At 72.3% G+C, this 26,042-nt stretch carries 20 protein-coding genes; 11 read left to right on the top strand and 9 right to left on the bottom strand.

The genetic code is table 11. From position 1 onward, the window contains the following. The first annotated feature begins 30 nt into the window (after positions 1-30). The 3 genes from ACLF6P_RS13280 (at position 31) to pepN (ending at position 6,030) form a co-directional block, all read left to right on the top strand. The gene (locus ACLF6P_RS13280; RefSeq protein ID WP_415950393.1) at positions 31-2,145 is read left to right on the top strand and encodes a TerD family protein; all 2,115 of its coding nucleotides are present in this window, start codon (positions 31-33) and stop codon (positions 2,143-2,145) included. Between the two features lie 134 nt (positions 2,146-2,279). Continuing rightward, the gene (locus ACLF6P_RS13285) at positions 2,280-3,299 is read left to right on the top strand and encodes an aspartate-semialdehyde dehydrogenase (protein WP_415950394.1); all 1,020 of its coding nucleotides are present in this window, start codon (positions 2,280-2,282) and stop codon (positions 3,297-3,299) included. Between the two features lie 157 nt (positions 3,300-3,456). Next, the gene (pepN, locus tag ACLF6P_RS13290; RefSeq protein WP_415950395.1) at positions 3,457-6,030 is read left to right on the top strand and encodes an aminopeptidase N; all 2,574 of its coding nucleotides are present in this window, start codon (positions 3,457-3,459) and stop codon (positions 6,028-6,030) included. A gap of 185 nt (positions 6,031-6,215) precedes the next feature. On the opposite strand, the gene ACLF6P_RS13295 is transcribed toward pepN, so the two are convergent. From ACLF6P_RS13295 to ACLF6P_RS13310, 4 genes are all read right to left on the bottom strand, one after another. Then, positions 6,216-7,115 carry a LysR family transcriptional regulator gene (locus ACLF6P_RS13295; RefSeq protein WP_415950396.1) on the bottom strand — a complete coding sequence of 300 codons (900 nt, stop codon included), beginning with the start codon at positions 7,113-7,115 and terminating at the stop codon, positions 6,216-6,218. A 52-nt stretch (positions 7,116-7,167) separates the two neighbouring features. After that, positions 7,168-8,163 carry a DMT family transporter gene (locus ACLF6P_RS13300; RefSeq protein ID WP_415950397.1) on the bottom strand — a complete coding sequence of 332 codons (996 nt, stop codon included), beginning with the start codon at positions 8,161-8,163 and terminating at the stop codon, positions 7,168-7,170. A gap of 237 nt (positions 8,164-8,400) precedes the next feature. Continuing rightward, positions 8,401-8,634, bottom strand: coding sequence for a hypothetical protein (locus tag ACLF6P_RS13305; protein WP_415950398.1), 234 nt, complete (start codon positions 8,632-8,634; stop codon positions 8,401-8,403). A gap of 81 nt (positions 8,635-8,715) precedes the next feature. Beyond that, on the bottom strand, positions 8,716-8,958 hold the full coding sequence (locus ACLF6P_RS13310) for a hypothetical protein (protein ID WP_415950399.1): 243 nt from the start codon (positions 8,956-8,958) through the stop codon (positions 8,716-8,718). Between the two features lie 399 nt (positions 8,959-9,357). Between ACLF6P_RS13310 and ACLF6P_RS13315 the strand changes: the two genes are divergently transcribed. Continuing rightward, entirely contained in the window at positions 9,358-12,384 is a 3,027-nt protein-coding gene (locus tag ACLF6P_RS13315; RefSeq protein WP_415950401.1) for a beta-N-acetylglucosaminidase domain-containing protein, read from the top strand. A gap of 90 nt (positions 12,385-12,474) precedes the next feature. Here ACLF6P_RS13315 and ACLF6P_RS13320 read toward each other — a convergent pair whose 3' ends face one another. Beyond that, complete coding sequence (locus ACLF6P_RS13320; protein WP_415950403.1) at positions 12,475-13,650, bottom strand: mechanosensitive ion channel family protein; 1,176 nt, start codon at positions 13,648-13,650, stop codon at positions 12,475-12,477. A 269-nt stretch (positions 13,651-13,919) separates the two neighbouring features. On the opposite strand from ACLF6P_RS13320, the gene ACLF6P_RS13325 reads away from it, so the two are divergent. Continuing rightward, the gene (locus tag ACLF6P_RS13325; RefSeq protein WP_415950404.1) at positions 13,920-14,456 is read left to right on the top strand and encodes an HNH endonuclease; all 537 of its coding nucleotides are present in this window, start codon (positions 13,920-13,922) and stop codon (positions 14,454-14,456) included. 85 nt (positions 14,457-14,541) lie between these two features. Here the strand turns inward: ACLF6P_RS13325 and ACLF6P_RS13330 are convergent, their stop codons facing one another. The 3 genes from ACLF6P_RS13330 to ACLF6P_RS13340 are packed head-to-tail and all read right to left on the bottom strand — an operon-like array spanning position 14,542 to position 17,358. Then, positions 14,542-16,092, bottom strand: a complete 1,551-nt coding sequence (locus ACLF6P_RS13330) for an ABC transporter permease (protein ID WP_415950406.1) — start codon at positions 16,090-16,092, stop codon at positions 14,542-14,544. After that, entirely contained in the window at positions 16,085-16,813 is a 729-nt protein-coding gene (locus ACLF6P_RS13335) for an ABC transporter ATP-binding protein (RefSeq protein WP_415950407.1), read from the bottom strand. The genes ACLF6P_RS13330 and ACLF6P_RS13335 overlap by 8 nt, the downstream gene beginning before the upstream one ends. Next, positions 16,810-17,358 carry a PadR family transcriptional regulator gene (locus ACLF6P_RS13340; protein ID WP_415950409.1) on the bottom strand — a complete coding sequence of 183 codons (549 nt, stop codon included), beginning with the start codon at positions 17,356-17,358 and terminating at the stop codon, positions 16,810-16,812. The genes ACLF6P_RS13335 and ACLF6P_RS13340 overlap by 4 nt, the downstream gene beginning before the upstream one ends. A gap of 270 nt (positions 17,359-17,628) precedes the next feature. Between ACLF6P_RS13340 and ACLF6P_RS13345 the strand changes: the two genes are divergently transcribed. From ACLF6P_RS13345 to ACLF6P_RS13370, 6 genes are all read left to right on the top strand, one after another. After that, positions 17,629-18,855 (top strand): ROK family transcriptional regulator, encoded by a 1,227-nt coding sequence (locus ACLF6P_RS13345; protein ID WP_415950410.1) that lies wholly within the window; start codon positions 17,629-17,631, stop codon positions 18,853-18,855. A 227-nt stretch (positions 18,856-19,082) separates the two neighbouring features. Then, entirely contained in the window at positions 19,083-20,348 is a 1,266-nt protein-coding gene (locus ACLF6P_RS13350) for a 6-phospho-beta-glucosidase (protein WP_415950411.1), read from the top strand. Continuing rightward, entirely contained in the window at positions 20,339-21,319 is a 981-nt protein-coding gene (locus tag ACLF6P_RS13355) for an N-acetylglucosamine kinase (RefSeq protein ID WP_415950413.1), read from the top strand. The genes ACLF6P_RS13350 and ACLF6P_RS13355 overlap by 10 nt, the downstream gene beginning before the upstream one ends. Positions 21,320-21,629: 310 nt before the next feature. Further along, positions 21,630-23,090 carry a hypothetical protein gene (locus ACLF6P_RS13360; protein ID WP_415950414.1) on the top strand — a complete coding sequence of 487 codons (1,461 nt, stop codon included), beginning with the start codon at positions 21,630-21,632 and terminating at the stop codon, positions 23,088-23,090. 80 nt (positions 23,091-23,170) lie between these two features. Beyond that, complete coding sequence (locus tag ACLF6P_RS13365) at positions 23,171-24,202, top strand: glutamate ABC transporter substrate-binding protein (protein WP_415950501.1); 1,032 nt, start codon at positions 23,171-23,173, stop codon at positions 24,200-24,202. A gap of 191 nt (positions 24,203-24,393) precedes the next feature. After that, positions 24,394-25,713, top strand: coding sequence for a coiled-coil domain-containing protein (locus tag ACLF6P_RS13370; protein WP_415950416.1), 1,320 nt, complete (start codon positions 24,394-24,396; stop codon positions 25,711-25,713). 47 nt (positions 25,714-25,760) lie between these two features. Here ACLF6P_RS13370 and ACLF6P_RS30210 read toward each other — a convergent pair whose 3' ends face one another. Beyond that, positions 25,761-26,039 (bottom strand): hypothetical protein, encoded by a 279-nt coding sequence (locus ACLF6P_RS30210; RefSeq protein ID WP_463315316.1) that lies wholly within the window; start codon positions 26,037-26,039, stop codon positions 25,761-25,763. Between the last annotated feature and the right edge of the window lie 3 nt (positions 26,040-26,042).

A 26,042-nucleotide genomic window follows, 5' to 3' on the forward strand; every position in this document is an offset into this window, starting at 1 on the left:
TCAAGGGAGTTGAGCTGCAACTATGGGCACATGTCGCACATGATCAAGGGTGCCAACGTGCTGGTGCCCACCGAACTGCTGCGGGTGTCCGTCAGCCGTCTCGCACAGCATGGTTCCCCCTCCGTGGACGCCTCCGCCCTGCTCCTCGACGCGGCCGGCAAGGTGCGCGGCGACGAGGATCTCGTCTTCTACAACCAGCCCCGGCACCCCTCCGGAGCGGTGCGCCACCTGGGGTCCACGGAGGACGGCGGACAGGCCACCCAGTGGCTCGAACTCGATCTCGCGCTGATCGAGCCCGCGGTCCAGCGCGTGGTGATCGCGGCCTCCTGCGAGGGCGGCACCTTCGGTGCGGTGCCGGGGCTCGGCGTACAGGCCGTGCGCGCCGTGTCAGGGGCACCGGTGGCCTCCTATCCGGTGCGGGACGCGGCCTCCGAGACGGCCTTCGTGCTCGGCGAGTTCTACCGGCGCGACGGGGACTGGAAGTTCCGCGCCGTCGGGCAGGGCTGGGCGACGGGTCTTGCCGGTCTGGCGACGGACTTCGGGATCGTGGTGGAGGGGGCACCCGCGGCCGCACCCGCCCCGGCCCCGGCGGCTCCGCCCGCTCCGGATCCGGCCACGGCCGCCGCTCCCCCTCCGTTCCCGGCCGCCGCCCCCGCGTACGCACCCCAGGACGCCGGGCCCGGAATCCCGCAGCCTGCGTACAGCGCCCCGCAGCCGCGGGAGGCCGCGCCCCGGGACGCCCGCCCCGTCCCGTACGGCCCCGAGTTCCCGGTGCACAACCAGCGCGGCCGGGGCCGGGGAGTCGTCTCCGTCGACGACCTGCCCGCGGGACCGGTGCTCGTGGAGCTGTGGCACCAGGGCGAGGGCTACACCTGCGTCTACACCCTCAACCGGCGCAACAAGGACGACGAGCTGCTCTTCAACACCACCATGACCGACTTCCGCGGCAGCGCCGCCGTCCAGCACAAGGGCGACCGCGCGCTGCGGCTGCGGGTCGACGCGGAGAACGACTGGACTCTGCAGGTACGGCCCCTGTCGGCGGCGCGCGACGTGGGCCGGGCCGTCCAGGGCCGCGGCCCGGAGGTCGTCACGTACAACGGGCCGCTCGCCGATCTGGACGTGCGCTGCGACGGTGACGAGGAGGACTACGACGGCGGCAACTTCGTGATCTGGGCGCTGCCCGCCGGCACCGTCCACGAGGACAAGCGCGATCTCCTCGTCAACGAGATCGGCAGCGTCCAGCAGACCGTGCCGATCACGGAAGGCCCGCTGATCCTGCTCATCGAGTCGGACGGCCGCTGGTCCCTCGACGTACGGCCCGTGCCGGTGCCCGATCCGGAGACATCGCGGCAGACGGGCGTGTACGCGGGACGGGCTCCGCAGACGGTGACGCTGGTCAACCCGCACCCCGGGCGGCCATGCCTGCTCGACTACCGCTTCGAGGCGGGGGCCGACTGGGGCTACCGGGTCGAGCTGCTCGACGAGTACGACGAATCCGAGGCCTTCCTCGACAGCGATCAGGACGGCGAGAGCGGACGGCTGGTCTTCTTCCGCGACGGCCAGGAGCAGCAGCGCCTGAAGATCGACCACCAGGACGACTGGAGTCTGCGGCTGGCTCCCCTGGAGGAGGCGCAGCCGCTGCAGGGACCGGTCGAGGGCACCGGCCGCACGGTCCTCCGCCACTCCGGGGCATCCCTGATGGTGAACCTCGAACGCCTGTCCAGGGACGACTTCCCGCTGGTCGTGGACGCGGTGCAGCCCGGCGGGCGCAAGACGATCGCCGCCCAGGCCGGCAACGGGCGGAGGCCCGTGAGCGGGCCGGTCTGGTCGCCGTCCGGGGAGTGCTTCGTGAGTGTGCGCGCCACGGAGGAGACTTCCTGGCGTCTCACGCCCGCCCCGGCCGAGTCCGCCGAGTCCTTCGACGACAAGATCACCGGCCGGGGCTACTGCCTGGTGCGTTTCGCGGGCCCCGAGGCGGATCTCGTCTTCCTGCAGGAGGGCGGCGGCATCGGTGTGGTCTGGGCGCTGGATGCCTCGTTCGAGCCCGTGAAGCGCCTTTCGGTGGGCTCGGGGAAGTTCCCGGCCGCGCCGGGCTTCCTGCAGATCCGCGCCTCGGGCCGGTGGGAGCTGTCGGTGGAGCGCTGAGGGCGGCGGCCCGACCGGGCCCGTCTCACACCCCGGGCAACCGACTGGACACGAGTGCCCCACGTCACCGCATGATGGTGACGTACCCGGGCATGCGCATGGAGCCAGATGCTCAGCAGCAAGAAGGAGTCACCGTGAGGGTCGGAATCGTCGGAGCCACCGGTCAGGTCGGCACAGTCATGCGCAGGATCCTCGTCGAGCGGAAGTTCCCGCTCGACGAGCTGCGCCTGTTCGCCTCCGCCCGCAGCGCCGGCAAGACCCTCGACGGCATCACGGTCGAGGACGCCACCACGGCCGACTACAGCGGCCTCGACATCGTGCTGTTCTCGGCGGGCGGCGCCACCTCGAAGGCGCTGGCCGAGAAGGTCGCCTCGCAGGGCGCCGTGGTGATCGACAACTCCAGCGCCTGGCGCCGCGACCCCGAGGTGCCGCTGGTCGTCTCGGAGGTCAACCCGCACGCGATCGCGGACCGCCCCAAGGGCATCATCGCCAATCCGAACTGCACGACGATGGCCGCGATGCCGGTCCTCCGGCCGCTGCACGCCGAGGCCGGCCTGACCGCGATGGTCGCCACCACCTACCAGGCCGTCTCCGGCTCGGGTCTGGCCGGTGTCGCCGAGCTGCACGGCCAGGCACAGAAGGTCATCGCGGAGGCCGACAAGCTCACGCACGACGGCGCGGCCGTGGACTTCCCGGAGCCCGAGGTCTACAAGCGCCCCATCGCCTTCAACGTGCTGCCGCTGGCCGGCTCGATCGTCGAGGACGGTCTGAACGAGACGGACGAGGAGCAGAAGCTCCGCAACGAGTCGCGCAAGATCCTGGAGATCCCGGAGCTGAAGGTCTCCGGCACCTGCGTGCGCGTCCCGGTCTTCTCCGGCCACTCCCTGCAGGTCAACGTGCGCTTCGAGCGTCCGCTGTCCCCGGAGCGCGCCACCGAGCTGCTCGCGGACGCCCCGGGCGTCGAGCTCTCGGAGATCCCGACGCCGCTGCAGGCCGCCGGCCAGGACGTCTCGTACGTGGGCCGGATCCGCGGCGACGAGACGGTGGAGAACGGTCTCGCGCTGTTCATCTCCAACGACAACCTCCGCAAGGGCGCGGCGCTGAACGCCGTGCAGATCGCGGAGCTCGTCGCCCAGGAGCTGAGCGGCAAGTAGGCGGCGCTCCTCGCGTGCTCGGAAGGGCGGTCACCGGTTGTGGTGGCCGCCCTTCCGCTTGTTCGCGCGCGGGCTGCCGACTACGGGGATATCACCGTGCCCGCGGTGACGGCGCCGTGGAAAGATGCCCGAAACAGTTCGAAACCGAGGAGAACGTGTGCCCGGCACCAATCTGACCCGTGAAGAGGCGCAGGAGCGTGCGCGCCTGCTGACCGTCGACTCGTACGAGATCGATCTCGACCTCTCCGGCGCGCAGGACGGCGGGACCTACCCGTCGGTGACGACGGTGCGTTTCGACTGCGCCGAGGCGAACGCCGAGTCGTTCATCGACCTCGTCGCCGATGCCGTCCACGAGGTGGTCCTCAACGGCAAGTCGCTCGATGTGGCGGCCGTCTTCCGTGAGTCGCGGATCGCCCTGCCGCATCTGCGCCAGGGGGCGAACGAGCTGCGGGTCGTCGCCGACTGCGCGTACACCAACACCGGTGAGGGGCTGCACCGCTTCGTCGACCCGGTCGACGGGCAGGCCTATCTGTACACGCAGTTCGAGGTGCCGGACGCACGCCGCGTCTTCGCCTCCTTCGAGCAGCCGGACCTGAAGGCCACCTTCCAGTTCACGGTGAAGGCGCCGAGCGGCTGGACCGTGATCTCCAACTCGGCGACCCCCGAGCCGAAGGACGACCGCTGGGTCTTCGCGCCGACGCCGCGGATCTCCACGTACATCACGGCCCTGATCGTCGGCCCGTACCACGCGGTGCACAGCACGTACGAGAAGGGCGGGCAGACGGTCCCGCTGGGCATCTACTGCCGCCCCTCGCTCGCCGAGTTCCTCGACGCGGACGCGATCTTCGATGTCACGCGGCAGGGCTTCGACTGGTTCCAGGAGAAGTTCGACTACGCGTACCCCTTCGAGAAGTACGACCAGCTCTTCGTGCCGGAGTTCAACGCGGGCGCGATGGAGAACGCGGGCGCGGTGACCATCCGCGACCAGTACGTCTTCCGCTCGAAGGTGACGGACGCCGCGTACGAGGTGCGGGCCGAGACGATCCTGCACGAGCTCGCCCACATGTGGTTCGGCGATCTCGTGACCATGGAATGGTGGAACGACCTGTGGCTCAACGAGTCCTTCGCCACCTACACCTCGATCGCCTGCCAGGCGTACGCGGAGGACTCGAAGTGGCCGCACGCGTGGACCACGTTCGCCAACTCCATGAAGACCTGGGCGTACCGGCAGGACCAGCTGCCGTCGACGCATCCGATCATGGCGGACATCCGTGACCTGGACGACGTCCTCGTCAACTTCGACGGCATCACCTACGCCAAGGGCGCCAGCGTCCTGAAGCAGCTGGTGGCGTATGTCGGGATGGACGCGTTCTTCAGCGGTGTGCAGTCCTATTTCAAGGCCCACGCCTTCGGGAACACCCGGCTCTCCGACCTGCTCGGCGCCCTGGAGGTGACCAGCGGACGTGATCTGAAGGCCTGGTCGACGGCGTGGCTGGAGACCGCGGGCATCAATGTGCTGCGCCCGCAGATCCAGACCGATGCCAACGGCACCATCACCTCCTTCGCCGTACGCCAGGAGGCGCCCGCGCTGCCCGCCGGCGCCAAGGGCGAGCCGACACTGCGTCCGCACCGGATCGCCATCGGCCTGTACGAGCTCGACGACGCCTCCGGCAAGCTGATGCGCTCCGAGCGGATCGAGCTGGACGTCGAGGGCGAGCTCACCGAGGTGGCCGAGCTCGTGGGCCGCCACCGCCCGGCGGTCATCCTGCTCAACGACGACGATCTCTCGTACGCCAAGGTCCGGCTCGACGCCGACTCCCTGCGCCATGTCACCCAGCACCTGGGCGACTTCGAGGCCTCGCTGCCGCGCGCCCTGTGCTGGGCCTCCGCCTGGGACATGACCCGCGACGGCGAGCTGCCGACGCGCGAGTACCTGTCGCTGGTCCTGTCCGGGATCGGCAAGGAGTCCGACATCGGTGTGGTGCAGTCGCTGCACCGGCAGGTCAAGCTGGCCCTCGACCTGTACGCGGCGCCGGACTTCCGTGCGGCGGGCCTGGCGCGCTGGACCGAGGCCTGCCTCACGCATCTGCGTGCGGCCGAGCCCGGCAGCGACCACCAGCTTGCCTGGGCGCGGGCGTTCGCGGCGACGGCCCGTACGCCGGAGCAGCTCGACCTGCTGAAGGGCCTCCTCGAAGGCACGGAGTCGATCGAGGGTCTCGCCGTCGACACCGAGCTGCGCTGGGCGTTCGTGCAGCGGCTCGCGGCCACCGGGCAGTACGAGGAGGCGGAGATCGCCGCCGAGTACGAGCGGGACCGGACGGCCGCCGGTGAGCGGCACGCGGCCACCGCGCGGGCCGCGCGGCCGACTGCCGAGGCGAAGGCCGAGGCGTGGGCGTCGGTCGTCGACTCGGATCAGCTGCCGAACGCCGTGCAGGAGGCGGTCATCGCGGGCTTCGTGCAGACGGACCAGCGGGAGCTGCTCGCGCCGTACACGGCGAAGTACTTCGCGGCGGTCAAGGACGTCTGGGCCTCGCGTTCGCACGAGATGGCGCAGCAGATCGCGGTCGGCCTGTACCCGGCGATCCAGGTCGAGCAGGCCACGCTCGACGCCACGGACGCGTGGGTCGCGCAGGCGGAGCCGAACGCGGCGCTCGCGCGGCTCGTCTCGGAGTCGCGGTCCGGGGTCGAGCGGGCCCTGAAGGCGCAGGCGGCGGACGCGGCTGCGGCGTAGGGGCAGGTACGTGCGGGAGGGGGCCGGCCGGGGCTTACCGGTCGGCCCCCTCTCCCGTATCGGCACCCTCTCCCGTCCCGGCGCCCTCTCCTGTCTCGGCGCTCTCTCCCGTCCCGGCGCTCTCCCGTCCCGGCGCCGCTCGTGGGCCGCCTCAGGCCCGAGCGGTCTCCCTCACACGGGCCGCCTCAGTCGCGGGCCGCCGCCTCCCGCAGGGCGTCGAGGACGCGTGCCAGGGCGGGGCGGGACTCGGCCCCGTTGCGGACCGCCGCGACGACATGACGCCGCGGCCGGTCGCCGCCGATACCGACGCGGACCACGCCCTGCGCGGGCGCGACCGCCATCCGCGGCACGAGCGCGACCCCCATCCCGGCCGAGACCATCGCGAGGATCGCGGTCCAGCCCGCCGCGCTGTGCGCCTGCTCGGGCACGAAACCGGCCGCCTCGCAGGCCGTCGTGGTGATCTCCGACCACGGTCCGCTGCCGCCGAAGATCCAGGGTTCGCCGGAGAGTTCGGCCAGCCGCACGCTCTTGCGTTCCGCGAGCCGGTGGTCCCGGGGCAGGGCCACGTCGAGCGGGTCGGTGAGCAGCGGGATCCGGGTGTACCTGGGGTCGCGGGCGGTGGGCGCGTGGGCGGCGAGCGACAGCGCGAGGTCCACCTCCCCGGCGGCGAGCAGCTCGTAGGCCTCGGCGGCCTCCGCCTCACGCACCCGTACGTCGAGGCCGGGCGCCGCCTCGCGCAGGCGCCGTACGGCCGGTACGACGAGGGCGGGCACGGCGGTCGAGAAGGCGCCGATGCGCACCTCGCCCGCCTCGCCGCTCGTATAGCGGGCGAGATCGGCCTCGGCCCGCTCGAGTCGGGCGAAGACGGCGTCCGCGTGCCGCAGGAGCAGGTGTGCCGCGTCCGTGAGGCGGACGCGGCGGCCCTGGGCCTCCAGGAGTGGCACGCCGACCTGCTTGGCCAGGTTGGTCAGCTGCTGGGATACGGCCGAGGGGGTCATGAGCAGCACCTGCGCGGTCGCGGTGACGGTGCCGTGCTCGCTGAGGGTGCGCAGGATCTGCAGCTTCCGGAAGTCCCACTCGGTCATGTCCGGCAACTTATCCCCTGCGTCCGGCGGCCTGTCCCCTGCGTCCGGCGACCTATCCCCTGCGGCCCGCGCGGATCCCGGCCCTGCTCACCGATCCCAGGAGCACGCCACCCAGGATCAGTGCCATGCACAGGACCTGCATCGGTCCGGTCGGCTCCGCGAGGATCACGTAGGAGAGGAGCGCGACGCAGACCGGCTGGAGGTAGTAGACGAGCCCGGCCCGGCCCGCGCCGATCAGCGAGATCGCCTTGTTCCAGGCGAAGAAGGCGAGCGCGGAGGAGAACACCCCGGCATACAGGAGCGGCGTCAGCGTGCCGGGCGTCGGCGCGAAGCCGCCCTGCACGGCCAGACTCGTGACGTAGAGGGGCGTGAGCAGCACCGCCCCGGCCGCAAAGCTCGTGCACAGGAAGGCAAAGGTCCCCAGTTCGGCGGGGCGGCGGCGCAGCAGCGCGCTGTACGAGGCGAAGCTGAGCGCCGCGCCCAGCATCCACAGGTCACCGGCCGCGAAGTCGGGCGTGAGGCTGCCCCTGCTGACCAGGAGCAGCACCCCGGCGCAGGCGATCAGCATGCCGACGCCCCTCCGCGCCCCGAGCCGCGCGCCGCCGAGCTTCTCGTAGACCGTCATCGCGACCGGCGAGGCGGCCATGATCATGCCCATGTTCCCGGCGGAGGTGGAGATACCGGCCTGGTAGACGAGGGTGTTGTAGGTGGCGATGCCGAGCAGCGAGGCCAGGGCGACGAAGCGCCAGTGGCACAGGACGACGTGCCGCTCGCGCCAGGCGTGCCGGGCCGCGAAGGGCGCGACCGCGGCGAGGGCGATGATCCAGCGCCAGTACGCGTGCTGGACGGGCGGCACCGTGTCGGCGAGGGCGCGGGCTCCGATGAAGCTTCCCGACCAGACGACCGTGGCGACGAGCGCGAGCAGCAGACCGACGGTGGCGCCACGGCCCGCACCGGCGGTGCGGCGGGTGCCGCGGTACGGACGCCCGGTCGGCCGGCTCGGCGTGGGGGTCGCCTCCGGGGTGCGTACGCGGTCGAGGACTGCCATCCCGTATCCCTTGCCCAACTGCCCCTGGTGCGGGGCGCTCGTGCGGTGTGTGCTGACGGGATCAAGGCTGGCAGGACGCGGTCACGTAGGTCCATCGAAAAGAATCGATGACTGCTTTAAGGAGAACTGAACGGTCTACGGTCCGTGGGGCGCCCGCGCCCGGACACACGAAAGCGCCCACCCGCCCCCGCACGGATGCGGGAACCGGTGGGCGCTTCGGGAAGTCCGGGTCCGGGGTCAGCCCTGCTGCTTGCGGGACTTGTCCCCGACCATGACCAGACCGGCGATCACGAGGAACAGCGCGATCGGGGCCACGACGTACAGGCCGAGGGTCTCCATCACGGAGAGGCCGGGGCCCGGGTCGTCACCGTCGTCGCGGGTGAGCGCGAGCGCGGGGGACGACATCAGCAGCATCATCAGCGTTGTACCGGCTGCTACGGCGCCGGCGCGCAGGGCGTTCTTCTTGTCCACGGAGCCAACCTAGCGAATGCCTTCGCCGGGCGCGCGTCCGGGGTGCCGGTCGGGTGCGCGCACCGCACGCCGTGGGCCCGGTCAGATGAGGTGGGAGGCCGTACCGAACGCGGTGGGTTCGCTGGTCAGTGGCGCCTCATCGGCGAGCGGTGGCTCGCTGGTCAACGGCGTCTCATCGGCCAGGGGCTGCTCGCTGGTCAGCGGCGCCTCTACGGAGAAGGATCCGTGCAGCACGGAATCCGGGTCGGACACCCGGGAGAGGTCAGGCAGATCCGGGAGCTCGTTACGTTTGGACAGGGCGTCGAACAACAACTGAGCGCTCACCCAGGGCCTCCTTGGTTTGTGGGTCGGTCCCATTCGGTGGTGTCGGCAGACGGTCAGACCTACCCAGCGCTTCCCAGGCCATGCGTGAAACGTGGCGATGGTCACAGTCCGCTCCTCCTCGGCACGTTGACCTGAGACACCCGTGGCGCCGACGGGGGGTGCGCGCCGGTAGCGGCGTTACGGGGATCACCGGCAGGCAAGGAACGGGAATCACCGGCGGGCAAAACGAGCACAACGGCCACGTGCATTGACACTGTGACCATCGCGGTGGTGGGCTCGGCACCATCCGGAACCCCCGCCGACGACAGCCGCGGAAACCGGCTCCCGCCGTACGGGGCGTCGCGTGCGGGACATGCGGGACATCGCGTGCGGGAACTGAGAAGAAGGGCAGGAGAGGCCGTGCTGGTCCGGCGCTCGAAGAGTGCGGTGGCGCTGGCCGCCGCGGTGATCGGCAGCCTGCTCTCCGGTGCACCCGGGGCGCTCGCCGCCCCGCCCGCCCCCGGCGTGAGCGCACCCGCCCCCGCGAACGGCACCGCCGAGGCCCCGGCGCCCCCTTCCGTATGGCCGCGTCCGCAGTCCCTGCAGGCCGCCGGGCCCGGCGTGGCGGTCACCGAGCGTGTCTTCCTGCTCGCCGACAAGGGCGCCGATCCGTATGCCCTCGAAGCGCTGCGCGAGGTGCTGCGCTCGGCCGGGGCGCGGCGGATCGCCGTGGTCACGGACGCGGAGCGGCTGCCCGGCGCGGGACTGCTGGTACGCGCGGGGCACAGCCAGGGGCGTACGAGCCCTGCCGCGCTGCGGCCCCGGCGTGATGACGCGGGCGCTCAGGCGGCGCTGCGCGCCCTGAAGGTGGCCGAGCGCGCCGATCTGCCCTCCGGCGGCTACCGCATCGGCATCGGCCGGGTCGACGGCCGGGACACGGTGGCGCTCGCGGGCGTCGGGGAGGACGGCCTCTTCCACGCCGTACAGACCCTGCGGCAGCTGGCCGCCGACCGGCGGTTCCCGGGCGTACGCGTACGGGACTGGCCCGCGGCCGCAGTACGGGGCACCACCGAGGGCTTCTACGGCACCCCGTGGACCACCGGGGAGCGTCTCGAACAGCTCGACTTCCTGGGCCGCACCAAGCAGAACCGCTATGTGTACGCGCCCGGCGACGACCCGTACCGCCAGGCGAAATGGCGCGAGCCCTATCCCGACGAGCAGCGCGCGGACTTCCGCAGACTCGCCGAGCGTGCCCGCGCCAACCATGTGACGCTCGCCTGGGCGGTCGCGCCCGGCCAGGCCATGTGCCTGTCCTCGGACGGCGATGTCAATGCGCTCACGAAGAAGTTCGACGCGATGTGGGCGCTGGGGACACGCGCCTTCCAACTGCACTTCCAGGACGTCTCGTACAGCGAATGGCACTGCGACGGGGACGCCGAGGAATTCGGCTCCGGACCCGAGGCGGCGGCCGAGGCGCAGGCGCGGGTCGCGAACGCGGTGGCGGAGCATCTGGCCGAGCGGTATCCGGACGCGGAGCCGCTGACGCTGATGCCGACCGAGTACTACCAGAAGGGCGCGACCGAGTACCGCACGCGGCTCGCCGAGGAGCTGACGGACCGGGTGCAGGTCGCCTGGACGGGCGTCGGCGTCGTCCCGAAGCAGATCACCGGACGGGAACTCGCCGACACGCAGCGGGCGTTCGGCGGGCACGACCTGGTGACGATGGACAACTACCCGGTGAACGACTACGCCGAGGACCGGATCTTCCTCGGCCCGTACACCGGCCGCGAACCGGCCGTCGCCACCCGCTCGGCGGCGCTGCTCGCCAATGCCATGCAGCAGCCGACGGCCTCCCGCATCCCGCTGTTCACGGCCGCGGACTTCGCGTGGAACCCGCGGGGATACCGGCCCGGCGAGTCCTGGCGGGCGGCGATCACCGCGCTCGGCGGCGGTGATCCCGAGCGGCGCGAGGCGGTCGGCGTACTGGCCGGGCACGACGCCTCCTCCGTGCTCGGGGCGCAGGAGTCGGCGTATCTGCGGCCGCCGATAAAGGAGTTCTTCGACGCGCGCACGACGACGGACACGAAGCGCCTCGACCGCGCGGCGAAGGAGCTGAAGGCCGCCTTCACGCTGCTGCGCGAGACACCGGTCCGCCTCGAAGCCACCGCTCTCGGCCGCGAAGTACGGCCGTGGACGGCGCAGTTGGGGCGCTACGGCGAGGCGGGCGAACTGGCCGTCGAGCTGCTGCTCGCGCAGGCGCGCGGCCAGGGCGAGGAGGCCTGGAGCGCGGCGCGGCGCCTGAAGACGCGGCGCACGGAGCTGAGGTCCGCGCGGGCGACCGTCGGCGAAGGCGTCCTCGACGCCTTCCTCGACCGGGCACAGCAGGAGGCCTCCGCCTGGACGGGCACGAACCGTACGCACACCGACCCCGGCGATGCGAAGCCCCCGGCCGACCGTCCCGCGGAGCCGGACACCGTACGGCTCCCGCGCCCGCGCCCCCTCGACCGGGTCTCCGTCATGACGGACCCTGGCACCCGCGGCACCCTGGAGGCGCACGTCCCCGGGAAGGGCTGGCGCAAGCTGGGCGAGGTGTCGTCCAGCGGCTGGACGGAGACCCGCGGCCCCACCGGCGAACAGGTCGACGCCCTGCGCGTCGTACGGCAGGAGGGAACGGACAGCACGGACGGCACGGACGGCACGGACGGCCGGGTGGAACACCTGATCCCCTGGTACGCGGACGCCCCCGCCGCCACCCTGGAGCTGTCCCACACGGAAGTCGACGCGGAGATCGGCGGCGCCCCCCAGCGGCTCACCGCCCGCCTCACCGCCCAGCGGCCCGAGGACGTGAACGGCCGGGTCACGGCGAAGGCACCGGCCGGCATCGAGGTGCGCACCCCGGAGAAGTCCACGCTGCGGCGCGGCACGGACATGGGCGTACCCGTGGAGATCACGGTGCCCGCGGACACCCCCTCGGGCACATACGAGATCCCGGTCCGCTTCGGCTCCCAGACCCGGACCCTGACCGTACGGGCGCACCCCCGCGTGAGCGGTGAGGACCTGGCCCGCGGCGCGAAGCCCTCCTCCTCGGCCGACGAGACCCCCGACTTCCCGGCCTCCGCCGCCAACGACGGCGACCCCCGCACGCGCTGGTCCTCGCCCGCGGAGGACGACCAGTGGTGGCAGCTGGAGCTCCCCGCCCCGGCCCGTCTGGGCCGCCTCACCCTCACCTGGCAGGACGCCTACGCCTCCCGCTACCGCGTCCAGGTCTCCGAGGACGGCCACACCTGGCACACGGCGGCCACCGTCCGCGACGGGCGGGGCGGCCGCGAGACCGTGGGCTTCGACGCCCGGGACGTGCGGTTCGTACGCATCCAGGTGGACGAGCGGGCCACCGAGTACGGGGTGTCGCTGTGGTCGGTGGAGGTACGGGCCGCCGCCGGTGAGTGACCGGCGGGGGCGCGGTCCCCGTTGCGGGGGTGCGGTCGCTGCGTACGGGCGCGGGAGCAGGCAGAGGGGCGGGAGCCGCGGGGCGGGCCGCTACTTCGAGAGGCCTGGCGGCGGAACCGGAGGAGGCGTGGCGCCGGAGTGCAGCGGGTTCGCGGTGGTCCGTGACGGGCTCCCGGGAGCCGCGGTGGTCCGCGGCGGGTTCGCAGGGGCCTCGGTGGCCTGTGCCGGTATCGGGGCGGTGTGCGCGGACGGGGCGGTGTGCGCAGCCGGGGCGGTGTGCGCGGACGGGGCCGCCACGCCGGTCACGGGCTCGGCGCCCGCCGCCTCCACCACCTGCGGCAGTCCGCCCACGATGCGGATACCGGCCGCGTCGAACGTGCGCTTGATACGCCAGCGCAGTTCCCGCTCCACCCCGACCGCCTTGCCCGGCATGGTCTTCGCGGAGACCCGGATCACCATCGAGTCCAGGTAGACGGCATCGAGCCCGAGCACCTCGACCGGACCCCACAGCCGCTCGTTCCAGGGCTCTTCCGCGGCCAGCTGTTCACCGATGTCGAGGATCGTCGCCTGCACCTTGTCCAGGTCCTCGTCCGGCCGCACCGTCACATCGATGTGGGCGGTGGCCCAGCCCTGGGACAGGTTCCCGATCCGCTTGACCTCGCCGTTGCGCAGGTACCAGATCGCACCGTTCTCGCCGCGCAGCTTGGTCACCCGCAGTCCGACCTCGACGACCTCGCCCGAGGCCACATCGGCGTCGATGGTGTCGCCGACCCCGTACTGGTCCTCGATGATCATGAACACGCCGGTCAGGAAGTCCATGACCAGGTTGCGCGCACCGAAACCGAGGGCGACACCCGCCACGCCCGCCGAGGCGAGCAGCGGCGCGAGATCGATCGAGAACGCGCCGAGGACCATCAGTGCGGCCGTGCCCATGATCAGCAGGGACGCCGTCGACCGCAGGACGGAGCCGATCGCCTCCGAGCGCTGCCTCCGCCGCTCGGCATTGGCGATCATGCCACCGAGCGGCGTGCCGTCCACGGTCGGGGCCGTGCGGTTCATCCGTTCGATGAACTTGGTGATCGCCTTGCGGACGAGATGCCGCAGCACCACCGCGATCACCACGATCAGCAGGATCCGCAGCCCGACGGCGAGCCACGTCGACCAGTTCTCCTCGACCCAGCCGGCGGCCTTCCCGGCCTTCTCCTGTGCGTCCTCGAGCGTCGGCGGCACGCTGGGATCGGCGGCCGTGAGAGCGGACAACAGCACGGCGGGGACCTCCACGGTGTAGCGGCCTGCCCGCCGGAAGCGACTCGGCGGGGATGCGGGCAGAACTACCACCCTAACGGGGCATTGTGCGCGGATCGTTGCCCTGCGCAGGGGAGAGACGCTCCTCACCTGGGGATGTACAGAGTGTGGTCGAAAACACTCCCAGCCCGTTACCGGCAGATGGTGGCGCTTCGCGAGGCCATGAGGGGAGACTGACTACAGATCGTCCCGGCGCGAGCCACGCGCCGCCGGCGTATTAGGAGGCATCGGTGCCGCATGTCCTGGTCCTCAACGCGTCGTACGAGCCACTCGGCGTCGTACCGCTCCGCCGCGCGCTCGTCCTCGTCCTCGAGAACAAGGCCATGTGCCTCGAGGAATCCGGCGCGTTCCTGCACAGCGCGACCCGCACCATCCCGGCTCCAAGCGTCGTCCGGCTGAAGCGCTTCGTCCGGGTCCCCTACCGGGGGCCCGTTCCGCTCACCAGGCGCGCCCTGTTCGCCCGCGACGGCGGACGCTGTGTCTACTGCGGTGGCGTCGCAACCAGCGTCGACCACGTGATCCCCAAGAGCCGGGGAGGCCGCCACGCCTGGGACAACGTGGTGGCGTCCTGCCGCCGCTGCAACCACGTCAAGGCGGACCGCCACCTGGTGGAGATCGGCTGGCGACTGCGCCACAAACCCGCACCACCCTCCGGCCTGGCCTGGCGCATCATCGGCACCGGGCACAGGGACCCGCGCTGGCTGCCGTATCTGCAGCCGTACGGCGCGGAGGACGCGATGGCCCGGATCGACGGCATCCCTGCCTGATCTCCGATCCGGGCCTTGTTGCGTCCTCGGGCCCGGGCTTTGCTGTGCTCCCGGGCCCCGCTCCCCTGGGAACCCGGCCTTGCGGTCACTCGTACCGCAGCTCCGCGGGGTGCAGGGCCCTGCGGAGCAGCGGCAGCGTGCAGGCGGTGGCGAGCAGGCAGGCGGCGTATACCGCGAGTGGTACGAGCAGCGGCTCGGCCACCGGCAGCGGCTGCCCCATCAGGCCGCCGTACGCCACGTAGAGCCCCGTACCGCCGATGCCGGCGATGAGCATGGCCGGGGCGAGCGGCAGCGCGGTCTCCAGGAGCACCGCCCGGCGCAGCACGGACCGCGGTACCCCGGCGGCGGACTGGGCGGCGAGCGCGCGGCGCCGGGTGATCAGGGATTCCGCGGTGCCCGTGACCAGGGCGAGCAGGGCGATGAAGGCGGCGGTCGCCAGGGCCGCGGCGATCAGGTTGATGCCTCCGGAGTAATAGCCGTCCTCGTCCTGCGCTCCGACCTGCCCGAGCATCAGCGCGCGGACGCCGACGAGGATCACGCCCGCCACGGTGACGAGGAGCAGCGTGCCGTGGATCCGGGCGGATGCCCAGGGGTCGGCCTTGAGCCGGCCCGCCGCGATCAGCACCGAGGGACTCTGGGCACGCTTCAGCAGGGCACCGCCCATCGACCGGGCGAAGGCCGCGGCGGAGGCCACCGCGCCCACCCCCACGAGGACGACCGCCGTCAGCGCGAGCACCGGGAAGAGGGTCCTCACGAGGTCCGCCCGAGTGCCGATCTGGACAACAAGGTACGTACCGGCCGTGCAGCCCACGAACAGCAGGTAGAAGCCCCGGCTGCGCTGCTTGCGGGCCCGGCGCACCACGCCGAGCGGCGAGGCCACGACCCGGTGCAGCACCAGGACGCTGAGGAGCGTGACGGCCAGGGGCACGCCGAGGGTGACGCCGAGGAACGCGGGCCAGTCGACGGCCACATCGCTGGGCCAGGCGAGCGTGGTGTCACCGGCCTGGAGCCACCCGAACAGTGCGTGCACACCGAGGAAGAGCAGCAGCCCGGCCACCGCACCGGCCAGACAGGTCAGCCCGGCCTCGACCGCCGCGAGCAGGCGCACCTGCCGCGGTGTGGCGCCCGCGAGCCGCAGATTCGCGAACCGCCGTTCGCGGTGCACGGCGCCGACCCGGGTGGTCTGGGCGAGGAAGCCGAGCACGGGCACGAGCAGCATGGCGATGGCGAAGGCGAAGCCGGGGCGCACCCCCGCGTCGTTGAGGACCGCCAGGCTGTACGGCTCACCCAGGCCCGCCCCCATGCGCTCCGTGATGCCCCCGCTCTGGCGGTCGTACGAGATGGATGCCACGAGCACCGCCCCGAGCCCGAACACCGTGGCGAGCAGCGCGGCGAAACCGGTGAGGGCGATCCGCCACCACTCGTGCCGGTCGGAGCCGCGCAGCAGGGCCGCGGCGAGCCCGATGGTGTCGCCCAGCCCCGCGGCCTCGGACCGCGGCGGATCGGCGTACGGACGCGTGCGGCCGGTCCGGGTGGGGCCGGCGGGAGTGCGTCCGGTCCGGGTGGGGCGCGCGGGAGTGCGTCCGGTCCGGGTGCGGTCGGTCCGAGCGGGGCCGGTCCGGTCGAGTTCAGCCATCGCTGCCGACCTCCGCCGTGCCGTACTGCTGGGCGGCCCATGGCCCGTCGGTCTTCACCAGCCCGTCGCTCAGCATCACCTCCCGGTCCGCATACGCGGCGACCTGGGAGTCATGCGTGATGAGCAGCACCGCACAGCCGCTCGCGCGGGCCGACTGGACCAGGGTGGTCATCACCTGTTCCCCGGTCAGCGTGTCGAGCGCGCCGGTCGGCTCGTCGGCGAAGATCACCTCGGGCCCGGTGACCAGCGCCCGGGCCAGTGACACGCGCTGGGCCTGCCCGCCGCTCATCGCACCGGGCCGCAGCCCTGCCTGCCCGTACACGCCGAAGCGGCCGAGCCAGTCGGCGGCCTGTTCCTGCGCGTCGGCCCGGCGCGTGCCCGCGAGGAGCAGCGGGAGTGCGACGTTGTCGAGGGCCGACAGTTCGGGGATCAGCTGGCCGAACTGGAACAGGATGCCGAAGCCGGTGCGTCTGAGCTCCGTGCGCCGCGCCTCGGACAGCTGTCCCAGTTCGGTCCCGGCGTACTGCACGCTGCCCGCGTCGGGCGTGACGATGCCCGCGAGGCAGTGCAGCAGCGTGGACTTGCCGCTGCCGCTCGCTCCCGTGACGGCGAGGATCTCGCCGGCCGCCAGGGAGACGGAGGCGCCCCGCAGCGCCTGCGTCCGCCCGTAGGCCTTCTCGATGCCGCGTGCGGTGATCAAGGGGGGTGGCTGGGTGGTCATACGTTCCTGATCTCCTCGGTGAGGGCGGCGAGCCGGCCTGCGGTCGTGGTCATCCACCGCAGATCGGCGTCGAGGTGGCTGAGTGCGTAGTCGGCGGAGAGCACGGTGGCGAGGTCCGCGCCCGGCGCGGTCTTCAGCGCCGTGAGCTCCCGCATCCGCGCCATGTGGGCGGTGCGCTGGGCGCGCAGATACGCGGCGGGGTCGGCGGTTTCGCCCGCGGCCTCGGCGAGGATCGCGACGACGACCTTGGCGAAGATGTCGCTGGTGATGAAGGGGGCCGGCGGGGCGATCTCGGCCAGCCAGTGGGCGAGTTCCACGGACCCCTTGCCGGTCGCGCGGTAGTGGGTGCGCTCCGGTCCGCCGTCCGCGTCGGTGCCCTCGACCTCGGCGAGCCCATCGCGTACCAGGCGCTGCAGGGTCGTATAGACCTGCCCGTATGCCAGCGGGCGGGCCTGCGGGAAGCGTGCGTCATGGCGCCGCTTGAGGTCGTAGCCGTGACTCGGGCCCGCGGCCAGCAGGCCGAGCAGGACGTGTCGGGTGCTCATGACGCCACTATGCACCGAGTATATGTACTCAGTGAATAGCTGACGGCGAAGACGTTGAAGTGAGAGGAAGGATTCCGCTTCAACGCCGGACCCGAGCCGCCCCGGGCCCGATTCGTGCGCGACGAACCCTTGACGCACCCCGGCCCCCCGCTGCTAACTTCCCCGTAAGCGATAGGAAACCTTCCTAATAGATGGCGGAGGCGATAGCCTCGGGCCTGGCAGGAGGGTCGTTCGGGAGTCGGTTCGGAAGTCGGTTCGGGAGGGGCGGCAATGGTGGGAAGCGGTCCAGGGGCGCCTGGAACTCCCAAGGTGTTGCGGGCCATGAACGACCGGGCCGCGCTCGATCTGCTGCTCGCGCACGGGCCGCTGTCGCGCACCCGGATCGGAAAGCTGACCGGGCTGTCCAAGCCGACCGCGTCCCAGCTGCTCGCCCGCCTCGAAGCCGCCGGCCTGGTGACGCAGACCGGGACCAGCGCGGGACGGCCCGGGCCCAGCGCCCAGCTGTACGCCGTCAACGCGCAGGCCGCCCACGTCGCCGGACTCGATGTCACCCCGGGGCGGATCCTCGCCGCGGTCGCCGACATCAGTGGGGAGACGGTCGGGCAGTGCGAGCTGGCGACTCCCGGGCGCGCGAAGAACGAGGGCGGCACCGTACGGCACGTGCTCGACGCCCTCGACGGGGCGGTGAAGGACGCCGGGCTCACCCGTGCGGCGCTGCACCGCGTCGTCATCGGCACCCCGGGCGCCTTCGACCCCAACACCGGCCGCCTCCGCTACGCCAGCCATCTGCCCGGCTGGCACTCCCCCGACCTGCTCGACGCGCTCGCGGCCGCGCTGCCGATGCCCGTCGGCTACGAGAACGACGTCAACCTCGCGGCGCTCGCCGAACAGCGGCTCGGCGCGGCGCGGGAGCACGAGGACTTCGTGCTCCTGTGGAACGAGGAAGGCATCGGCGCCGCCCTCGTGATCAACGGCAGGCTGCACCGCGGCTGGACCGGCGGCGCGGGCGAGCTGGGCTTCCTGCCCGTGCCCGGCACGCCGCTGGTGCGCCAGGTCGCCCGGACCGGCAGCGGCGGCTACCAGGAGCTTGCGGGTGCGCAGGCCGTCCCCCGTATCGCCGCATCGCTCGGCATCCGTACGGCCTCCGAGCGCCGTCCGCACGCCGAGGTCGCGGCCGAACTGCTGCGCACCGCGGCCGGGGAGTCCGCGGACCCCGCACACACCGAGCTGCTCCAGCAGACCGCCCAGCGCATCGCCACCGGCCTCTCCTCGGTGATCGCCGTGCTCGATCCCTCACTCGTGGTCCTGTCCGGCGGTCTGATGAGCGCCGGCGGTGAGGCGCTGCGTGCGCTGATCCAGGCCGAACTCGCCGAACTCGCCGCGTCACGGCCGCAGCTCGTGCTCGGCGAGGTGCGGCGGCATCCCGTACTGCGCGGGGCGCTGGAGAGCGCCCTCGCCGACACCCGCGACGAGGTCTTCGACACCTCCGCCCACTGACCCACTCCGCCCGGACACCCCGCTCCACCCGGCAACCCGCTTCACCGCTCCACCCGGCTCGACGCCACCCCCAGCTCTCGACCCGACCTCGCTCACCCGCTCACCCGCTCACCCGCTCACCCGCTCACCCGCTCCATCCCATCACCCAGCTCACCCCTGCGATGCCAGACCGTTCCGGGCGTGAACGCCCGGGCACCCTCTCCAAACTCAAATGAAAGGCTGACTTCGTGAAGCTCGCAGTAGTGGGGGGCGGCTCCACGTACACCCCCGAACTCATCGACGGGTTCGCCCGGTTGCGGGACGTGCTGCCGATCGAGGAGCTGGTGCTCGTCGACCCGGCGGCCGAGCGTCTTGAGCTGGTCGGCGGTCTCGCGCGCCGGATCTTCGCGCGCCTGGGCCATCCGGGCCGGATCGTCACCACCTCCGACCTGGACGCGGGCATCGAGGGCGCGGACGCGGTGCTCCTGCAGTTGCGCGTCGGCGGCCAGGCGGCCCGCAACCAGGACGAGACCTGGCCCCTGGAGTGCGGCTGCGTCGGCCAGGAGACGACGGGCGCGGGCGGGCTCGCGAAGGCCCTGCGCACGGTCCCGGTCGTCCTCGACATCGCCGAACGGGTCCGCCGCACCAGTCCGGACGCGTGGATCATCGACTTCACCAACCCGGTGGGGATCGTGACCCGCGCCCTGCTGCAGGCCGGCCACAAGGCCGTCGGCCTGTGCAACGTGGCGATCGGCTTCCAGCGCCGCTGGGCCGCGTCCCTCGGCCTCGCGCCCGCCGAGATCCACCTGGACCACGTCGGACTGAACCATCTGACCTGGGAGTTCGGCGTACGGATCGGAGGCCCCGAAGGCGAGGACGTGCTGCCGAAGATCCTCGCGGAGAACGGCGGGGAACTCGCCTCGACCCTGCGGCTGCCGCGCGCCGTCCTCGACCGCCTCGGCGTCGTCCCCTCCTACTATCTGCGCTACTACTACGCGCATGACGAGGTCGTACGGGAACTGGGCACCAAGCCGTCCCGAGCCGCCGAAGTCGCCGAGATGGAGCGGCAACTGCTCGCCATGTACGGGGATCCGGCCCTCGACGAGAAGCCGGAACTGCTCGCGAAGCGCGGCGGCGCCTTCTACTCGGAGGCGGCCGTGGACCTCGCGGCCGCGCTGCTCGGCGGCAAGGGCTCACCGCACCAGGTGGTGAACACGTACAACAACGGCACGCTGCCGTTCCTGCCGGACGACGCGGTGATCGAGGTACAGGCCGCGGTGGGACGCGAGGGCGCGGCGCCACTCGCCGCACCTCCCCTCGACCCCCTCTTCTCCGGTCTGATCTCCCATGTCACGGCCTACGAGGACCTGGCCCTGGACGCGGCCCTGCGCGGCGGCCGCGACCGCGTCTTCAAGGCGCTCCTCGCGCACCCGCTCATCGGGCAGTACGAGGCTGCCGAAGGCCTCACCGACCGGCTGATCGCACACAACCGGGAGCACCTCACGTGGGCCTGAACGCAAGTGTGCTCGCGGTGGACGCGGGCAACAGCAAGACCGATGTCGCGGTGATCGGCGAGGACGGCACGGTCCTGGCGACCGCGCGGGGCGGCGGCTTCCAGCCGCCGCGGGTGGGCGTGCGGGCGGCGGTGGACGCGCTGGCGGTGACGGTCACCGAGGCCTTCGAGGCGGCGGGGGTGCGCTCGGTGTCCCATGTCTCGGCCTGCCTCGCCAATGCGGACCTGCCCGTCGAGGAGGCGGAACTGACGGCCGCGGTGGCCGCCCGGGGATGGGGGTCCACGGCGACCGTGCGCAACGACACCTTCGCGATCCTGCGGGCCGGGGTGGACGCGCCGCTCGGCGTGGCGGTGGTGTGCGGGGCGGGCATGAACTGCGTCGGCATGGCGCCCGACGGCCGCACCGCCCGCTTCCCCGCGATCGGACGGATCTCCGGTGACTGGGGCGGCGGTTGGGGCCTCGCCGAGGAGGCACTGTGGCACGCGGCCCGTGCGGAGGACGGCCGGGGCGGCCCGACCGAGCTCGCGCACACGCTGCCCGGCCACTTCGGACTGCCGACGATGTACGCACTCATCGAGGCGCTGCACCTGGAACGCATCCCGGTGGCGCGCCGCCATGAGCTGACACCCGTACTGTTTGCCACCGCGGCGGCCGGGGACGCGGTGGCGGGGGCGATCGTGGACCGCCTCGCGGACGAGGTGGCCGCGATGGCCCGCGTGGCCCTGACCCGCCTCGACCTGCTGTCCTCCCCGGCCCCGGTGGTCCTCGGCGGCAGCGTCCTGGCCGCCCGCCACGACCGGCTGATGACCGGCATCGCCACCCGGCTCTCGGCCGTGGCCCCGTCGGCCACGCCCCGGGTGGTCACCGCCCGGCCGGTCCTGGGCGCGGCGTTGCTGGGGCTGGACGACGTGGGGGCGGGGGGCCCGGTCGCTCAACGGGTGCGGGGGTTCTTCGAGGGGGCGGCTGTGTAGGCACCCCAGCCCGTCCGGCGTTTGAGGACGAGCGCCCTCAAGGCGCGAAACGGGGGCAAGGGGCGAAGCCCAAAAAGGGGGTCCTGGGGGCGAAGCCCCCGGGTGGCCCACCCACGCGGGGGCGTGGAACCGATCCGGCCGCCGGGACGTATTAATGGCAGGGCTGCGTGCGTCTCGTGCGCCGCCCGCGGATGCTCCCGGGGAACAATCCGAACAAGATCCATCTCAATGATGGCGCGATGTCAGAGCCAGCGACCATACTTGCGGCCGGGGAGACGCATTCGACGGATGACCAAGGGGGAGGTCACGCGTGACACACCTGCCGAACGGCAGTCCGGCGCCGCCGGGAGGACCGGCCGCGCCCACGCTGCCTGCCGTGCCGCCGCAGGGCAGACCGCCGCACGGCGCGCCGCCCTCACCCGCGACCCTGCCGGAACGCCGCAGTGCGCGCGCCGAGTTGACCGACCGCCTGCGCGCGGCCTCGACCACGGAGCCCGGTCGGCTGCGCATCATCGGCGCCGTGATCGCGGCGCTCGTCGTCGCGTTCGGCGCGGTGACGGCCGGGCAGATGTCGGAGCGTTCGGCCGCCGCCGATGACGTGCTGCACCGCAGCGCGCCGCTCGCCGCGGACGCCGCACTGATCTACCGCTCCCTCGCGGATGCCAACACGGCCGCGGCCAGCGGTTTCCTGGCCGCGGACGAGGAGTCGCCCGAGCTGCGCCGGCGGTACCAGAGGGACATGGACCAGGCCGCCGAGAAGCTGAGCGCGGCGGCGGGGGCGAGCCGCGGCGCGGGCCGGTCGGCCACGCATATCGCCACGTTGAACAAGCTCCTCCCGGAGTACGCGGAGCGCATCGAGTCGGCGCGTACGTACAACCGCCAGGGCCTGCCGCTGGGCGGTGCCTATCTGCGCAATGCCAACGACCTGATGCAGGACAAGATGCTTCCGGAGGCACGGAAGCTCTACGAGGCGGAGAAGAAGCAGCTCAGCGCCGACTACGAGGACGCCAAGTCGTATCCCTGGGCGGCGATAGCCCTCGGGGTCGTCGCGATCGGCGCCCTGGTCTGGGCGCAGCGGCGCAGCTACCGCCGGACGAACCGGGTGTTCAACCACGGCCTCGTCGTCTCCACCGCAGCCGGTGTGGTGGTGCTGCTCTGGCTGACCGTGGGTCACAGCGTGGCGTTCAGTGGCCTTTCGGGCTCGTACGACGACGGGGTGCGCTCGCTGCACTCGCTCAACGACGCGCGGATCAGCATCCTGCGCGCCCGCAGCAACGAGAATCTGACGCTCGTCTCGCGTGGCGCGGTGACCACCGATGACAACAAGGACGCGTACGACGAGAAGTTCAACGAGCAGATGGCCGCCCTCGGCGATGCGGAGCAGGGCTCGCTGGGCACCTCGCTCGCGCTCGCGAAGCGCGAGGGGGACGCCGGTGAGGCTCCGGTCCTCAAGGCGATCGAGTCGGTGACCGAGTGGAAGAAGCGCCACAAGGCGGCCCGTGCGGCGGACGACCAGGGCGATTACGAAGCGGCGCTCGACGGTGTGATCGGCGAGGACGGCGAGATGGAGGGCTCCACCGGGGAGTGCTTCGACCAGGCGGACGCCGAGCTGGCCAAGGCCATCGCCCATGAGCAGGCGGACTTCGAGACCGCCGCGAAGGACGGCCGCGGGGCCATGACCGGGCTGTCCGTCGGCGCCGTGGTGCTCGCGGTGCTCGGTGCGGCGGGTGCGGTGCTCGGCATCGGCCGCAGGCTGTCGGAGTACCGGTGAGAGGGGGCGTGCCGGTGAACAGGGGCGAGGAGACCATGGGCGCGGACGAGGGGCGCGGATACCGCGGCCGCGCGGCACGGATGCGGGCGAGGGCGGCAAGGCCGTTCGCCCGGCTGCGCGGCTGGGGCGGGGTGGCCACGATGGCGCTCGCCTGTGCACTGACCGCTGCCTTCACACTGCTGCCGCTGCACCACGCGGGCGATGGCCCGGCGCCCGGCAGGGGCGGGCAGGGAATCGCGGACGCGCTGCCCGCGGTGGCGCCCGGGGCCGAGAACTGCGTCGACGACCAGCCGGACCGGAGTCTGCCCCCCTCGAAGGACGAGGGCACGAAGATCGAGGAGATCAGGACCCGTACGGACAAGCCGCGGAAGCTGATCGTCGGCATCGACCAGAACAGCTACCTGTGGGGCTTCCGCAATCCCAACGACGGCAAGCTCGCGGGCTTCGACATCGATCTGGCCAACCGGATCGCCGAACGCATCTTCGGCCGGGACGCCAAGGGACGGATCAACATCGTCTTCCGTGCCGTGCCGACCAACCAGCGCATACCGATGATCAAGTCGGGCGCGGTCGACATGATCGTGCGGACGATGACGATCAGCTGCAAGCGCAAGGCCGATGTGGAGTTCTCCACCGCGTACTTCCGGACGGGCCAGCAGGTGCTCGCCGCGGAGACCTCCTCGATCACCGGGTTCGACGACTCGCTGGACGGGAAGAGGCTCTGCGTCGCATCGGGTTCCACCGCCCAGGACGCCCTTGAGGCAAGCGAGTTCAATGCCGATAAGCCTCTTGAGGTGCCCAACCAGCTCGACTGCCTGGTGCGGCTCCAGCTCGGCGAGGTGGACGGCGTGATCACCGACAGCGCGCTCGCCGCCGGGCAGGCCGCGCAGGACCCGACGGTTGAGCTGAAGGGCGATGCTCCCTTCACCAACGAGTACTACGGCATAGCGATGAGCAAGGAGGCGGATGCCCAGGACCTGGTGCGCCGGGTCAACTACGAGCTGGAGCAGTGGCGCAAGGACACCGACTCGGGCTGGCAGGCCTCGTACGACACGTGGCTCAAGCCCCGGATGGGCCCGGCGACGCCGCCCCCGGCCAGGTACATCGACTGAGCGGGCGACTGACCGTTCGGGGCCGGGCGAGGCAGGCGGTTCGCCTGGCACAGGCGGTCGACCGGTCCCGGGCAGGGCGGCGCACCGGCAGTCGACGGGGTTCCGGCGGGTCGGCGCACAGGCAGTTGACGAGGTTCGGGCAGAACAGGACGCGGCCGGCCCCAGCGGCACGGCAGGAAGGAGCCACGCGTATGGGCGGCACGGGAGCCCCCGGTCCCGTCATGGACCGGGACGAGGTGGACCGTGCGCTCGCACGCCTCGGCGCCGAGCACGAGGCGATCGAGACCTCACTGCTCGCGCTGCAGGACCACGCGGGCCGCAGACTCCTCGAAAGCGCCGAGCTCACCGGCGTCACCAAGGACCGCTGGGCGGCCGCGGAGCAGGAGATCTCCCGCCTGTGGACGTACTACGAGGCATACACCGAGGCGCTCACCACCGCCCGTGAGCTGCGCGCCCGCAGGCGCTGGCCGAACCGTGAGGACCTGGTGGAGCTCACCGACCTGCTGCGCGGCGATTCCGTCATCGTCGCGGGCGGCGCCCCGGCCGCGGGGGCCCCGGCCTCGCTGACGGGGCCGGGCAGGCTCTCGGAACACTTCACCATCGGCGCGCTGGTCGAGCGGATGAACGATCTGTACGCGTCCTCGCTCGACATGGTGGTCGCCGCCGATGCCGTGTGGTCCGCGCTGCCCGCCCGGATCGACCTGCTCTCGGCCGAACTCGCCCGCACCCGCCAGCTCGCCCAGTCCGTCGGCGTACGGCCGGGTGAGCATCCGGCAGGCGACGACCTCGAAGGGATCACCGCCGATCTGACGGCGCTGCGCGCCCAGGTCGTCTCCGATCCGCTGGCGTTCTGGCAGCGCACGCCCGGCTCGTCCGCGCCCGGTGGCGGTCGGCCCGACACCGAGCGCTACGACCGCCAGGCGCGGGCCCTCGAGGAGGTTCGCCGGGAGATCGACGCGGTGCTCGGAGTGCGCCAGGACGCCGAGCTGCGGCTGGGCAAGCTGCGCGATCTGCTCTCGCGCGCGGACCGTACGCTGGCGGAGGCGCGGGCCGCGCGCGGCGAGGTGCTCGCGAAGATCGCCGCCACGGAGGTGCCCGCGGTCAGCGGCCCGCCGACCGTGCTGCAGGAGCAGCTGGCGACGGCGGCCGAGTACCGCAGAAGCGCCCAGTGGCACCGGCTCTCGCCGCTGCTCGAATCCCTGGAGCAGCGGGCCGAGGACGAACTGCTGCGCGCCCGCGACTCGTTGGAGAAGGTGACCGCACCGCTCGCGGTGCGCGCGGAGCTGCGCGGCCGGCTAGACGCGTACCGGGCGAAGGTGGCCCGGCACGGCGCGGCCGAGGATCCCCTGCTCATCGAGCGCTATGACGCGGCGCGCAGAATGCTGTGGAGTGCGCCCTGCGATCTGCGCGTGGCCGAGCAGGCGGTGCTGCGCTACCAGCAGGCGGCGGCCGAGGTGCTGACGCCGCGCGTGCCGCATCAGGAACAGCCGTCGGACCGTAGGGGGAAGTGAACAGTGAGCACGGACAACAAGTGCCAGCGGCCGAACTGCGACGGCAGCTACGAGGACATGGGCGGCGGCGAGCTGTACTGCGACACGTGCGGGCTCGCACCTGTCGTTTCCCCCACCGGGATGGTGTCCTCGCCGCCGACCGGGATCACCGGGGGCGGGAAGGGCAGCAGTTCGTCCTCGTCCTCGCGCGCGTCCCGTTCCTCGCGTTCCTCGCGTTCCTCGCGCTCCGCTTCCTCGCGGCGTTCGGTCTCCGGCCGGCTCTCGCGCAGCCTGACCGGCAGCAGTACGTCGAGCCGCAGTGTCTCCGTGCGGTCGACCGGGACCACCGG

This window comes from Streptomyces lothianensis (assembly GCF_047779955.1).
In the GTDB taxonomy this organism is placed as follows: domain Bacteria; phylum Actinomycetota; class Actinomycetes; order Streptomycetales; family Streptomycetaceae; genus Streptomyces.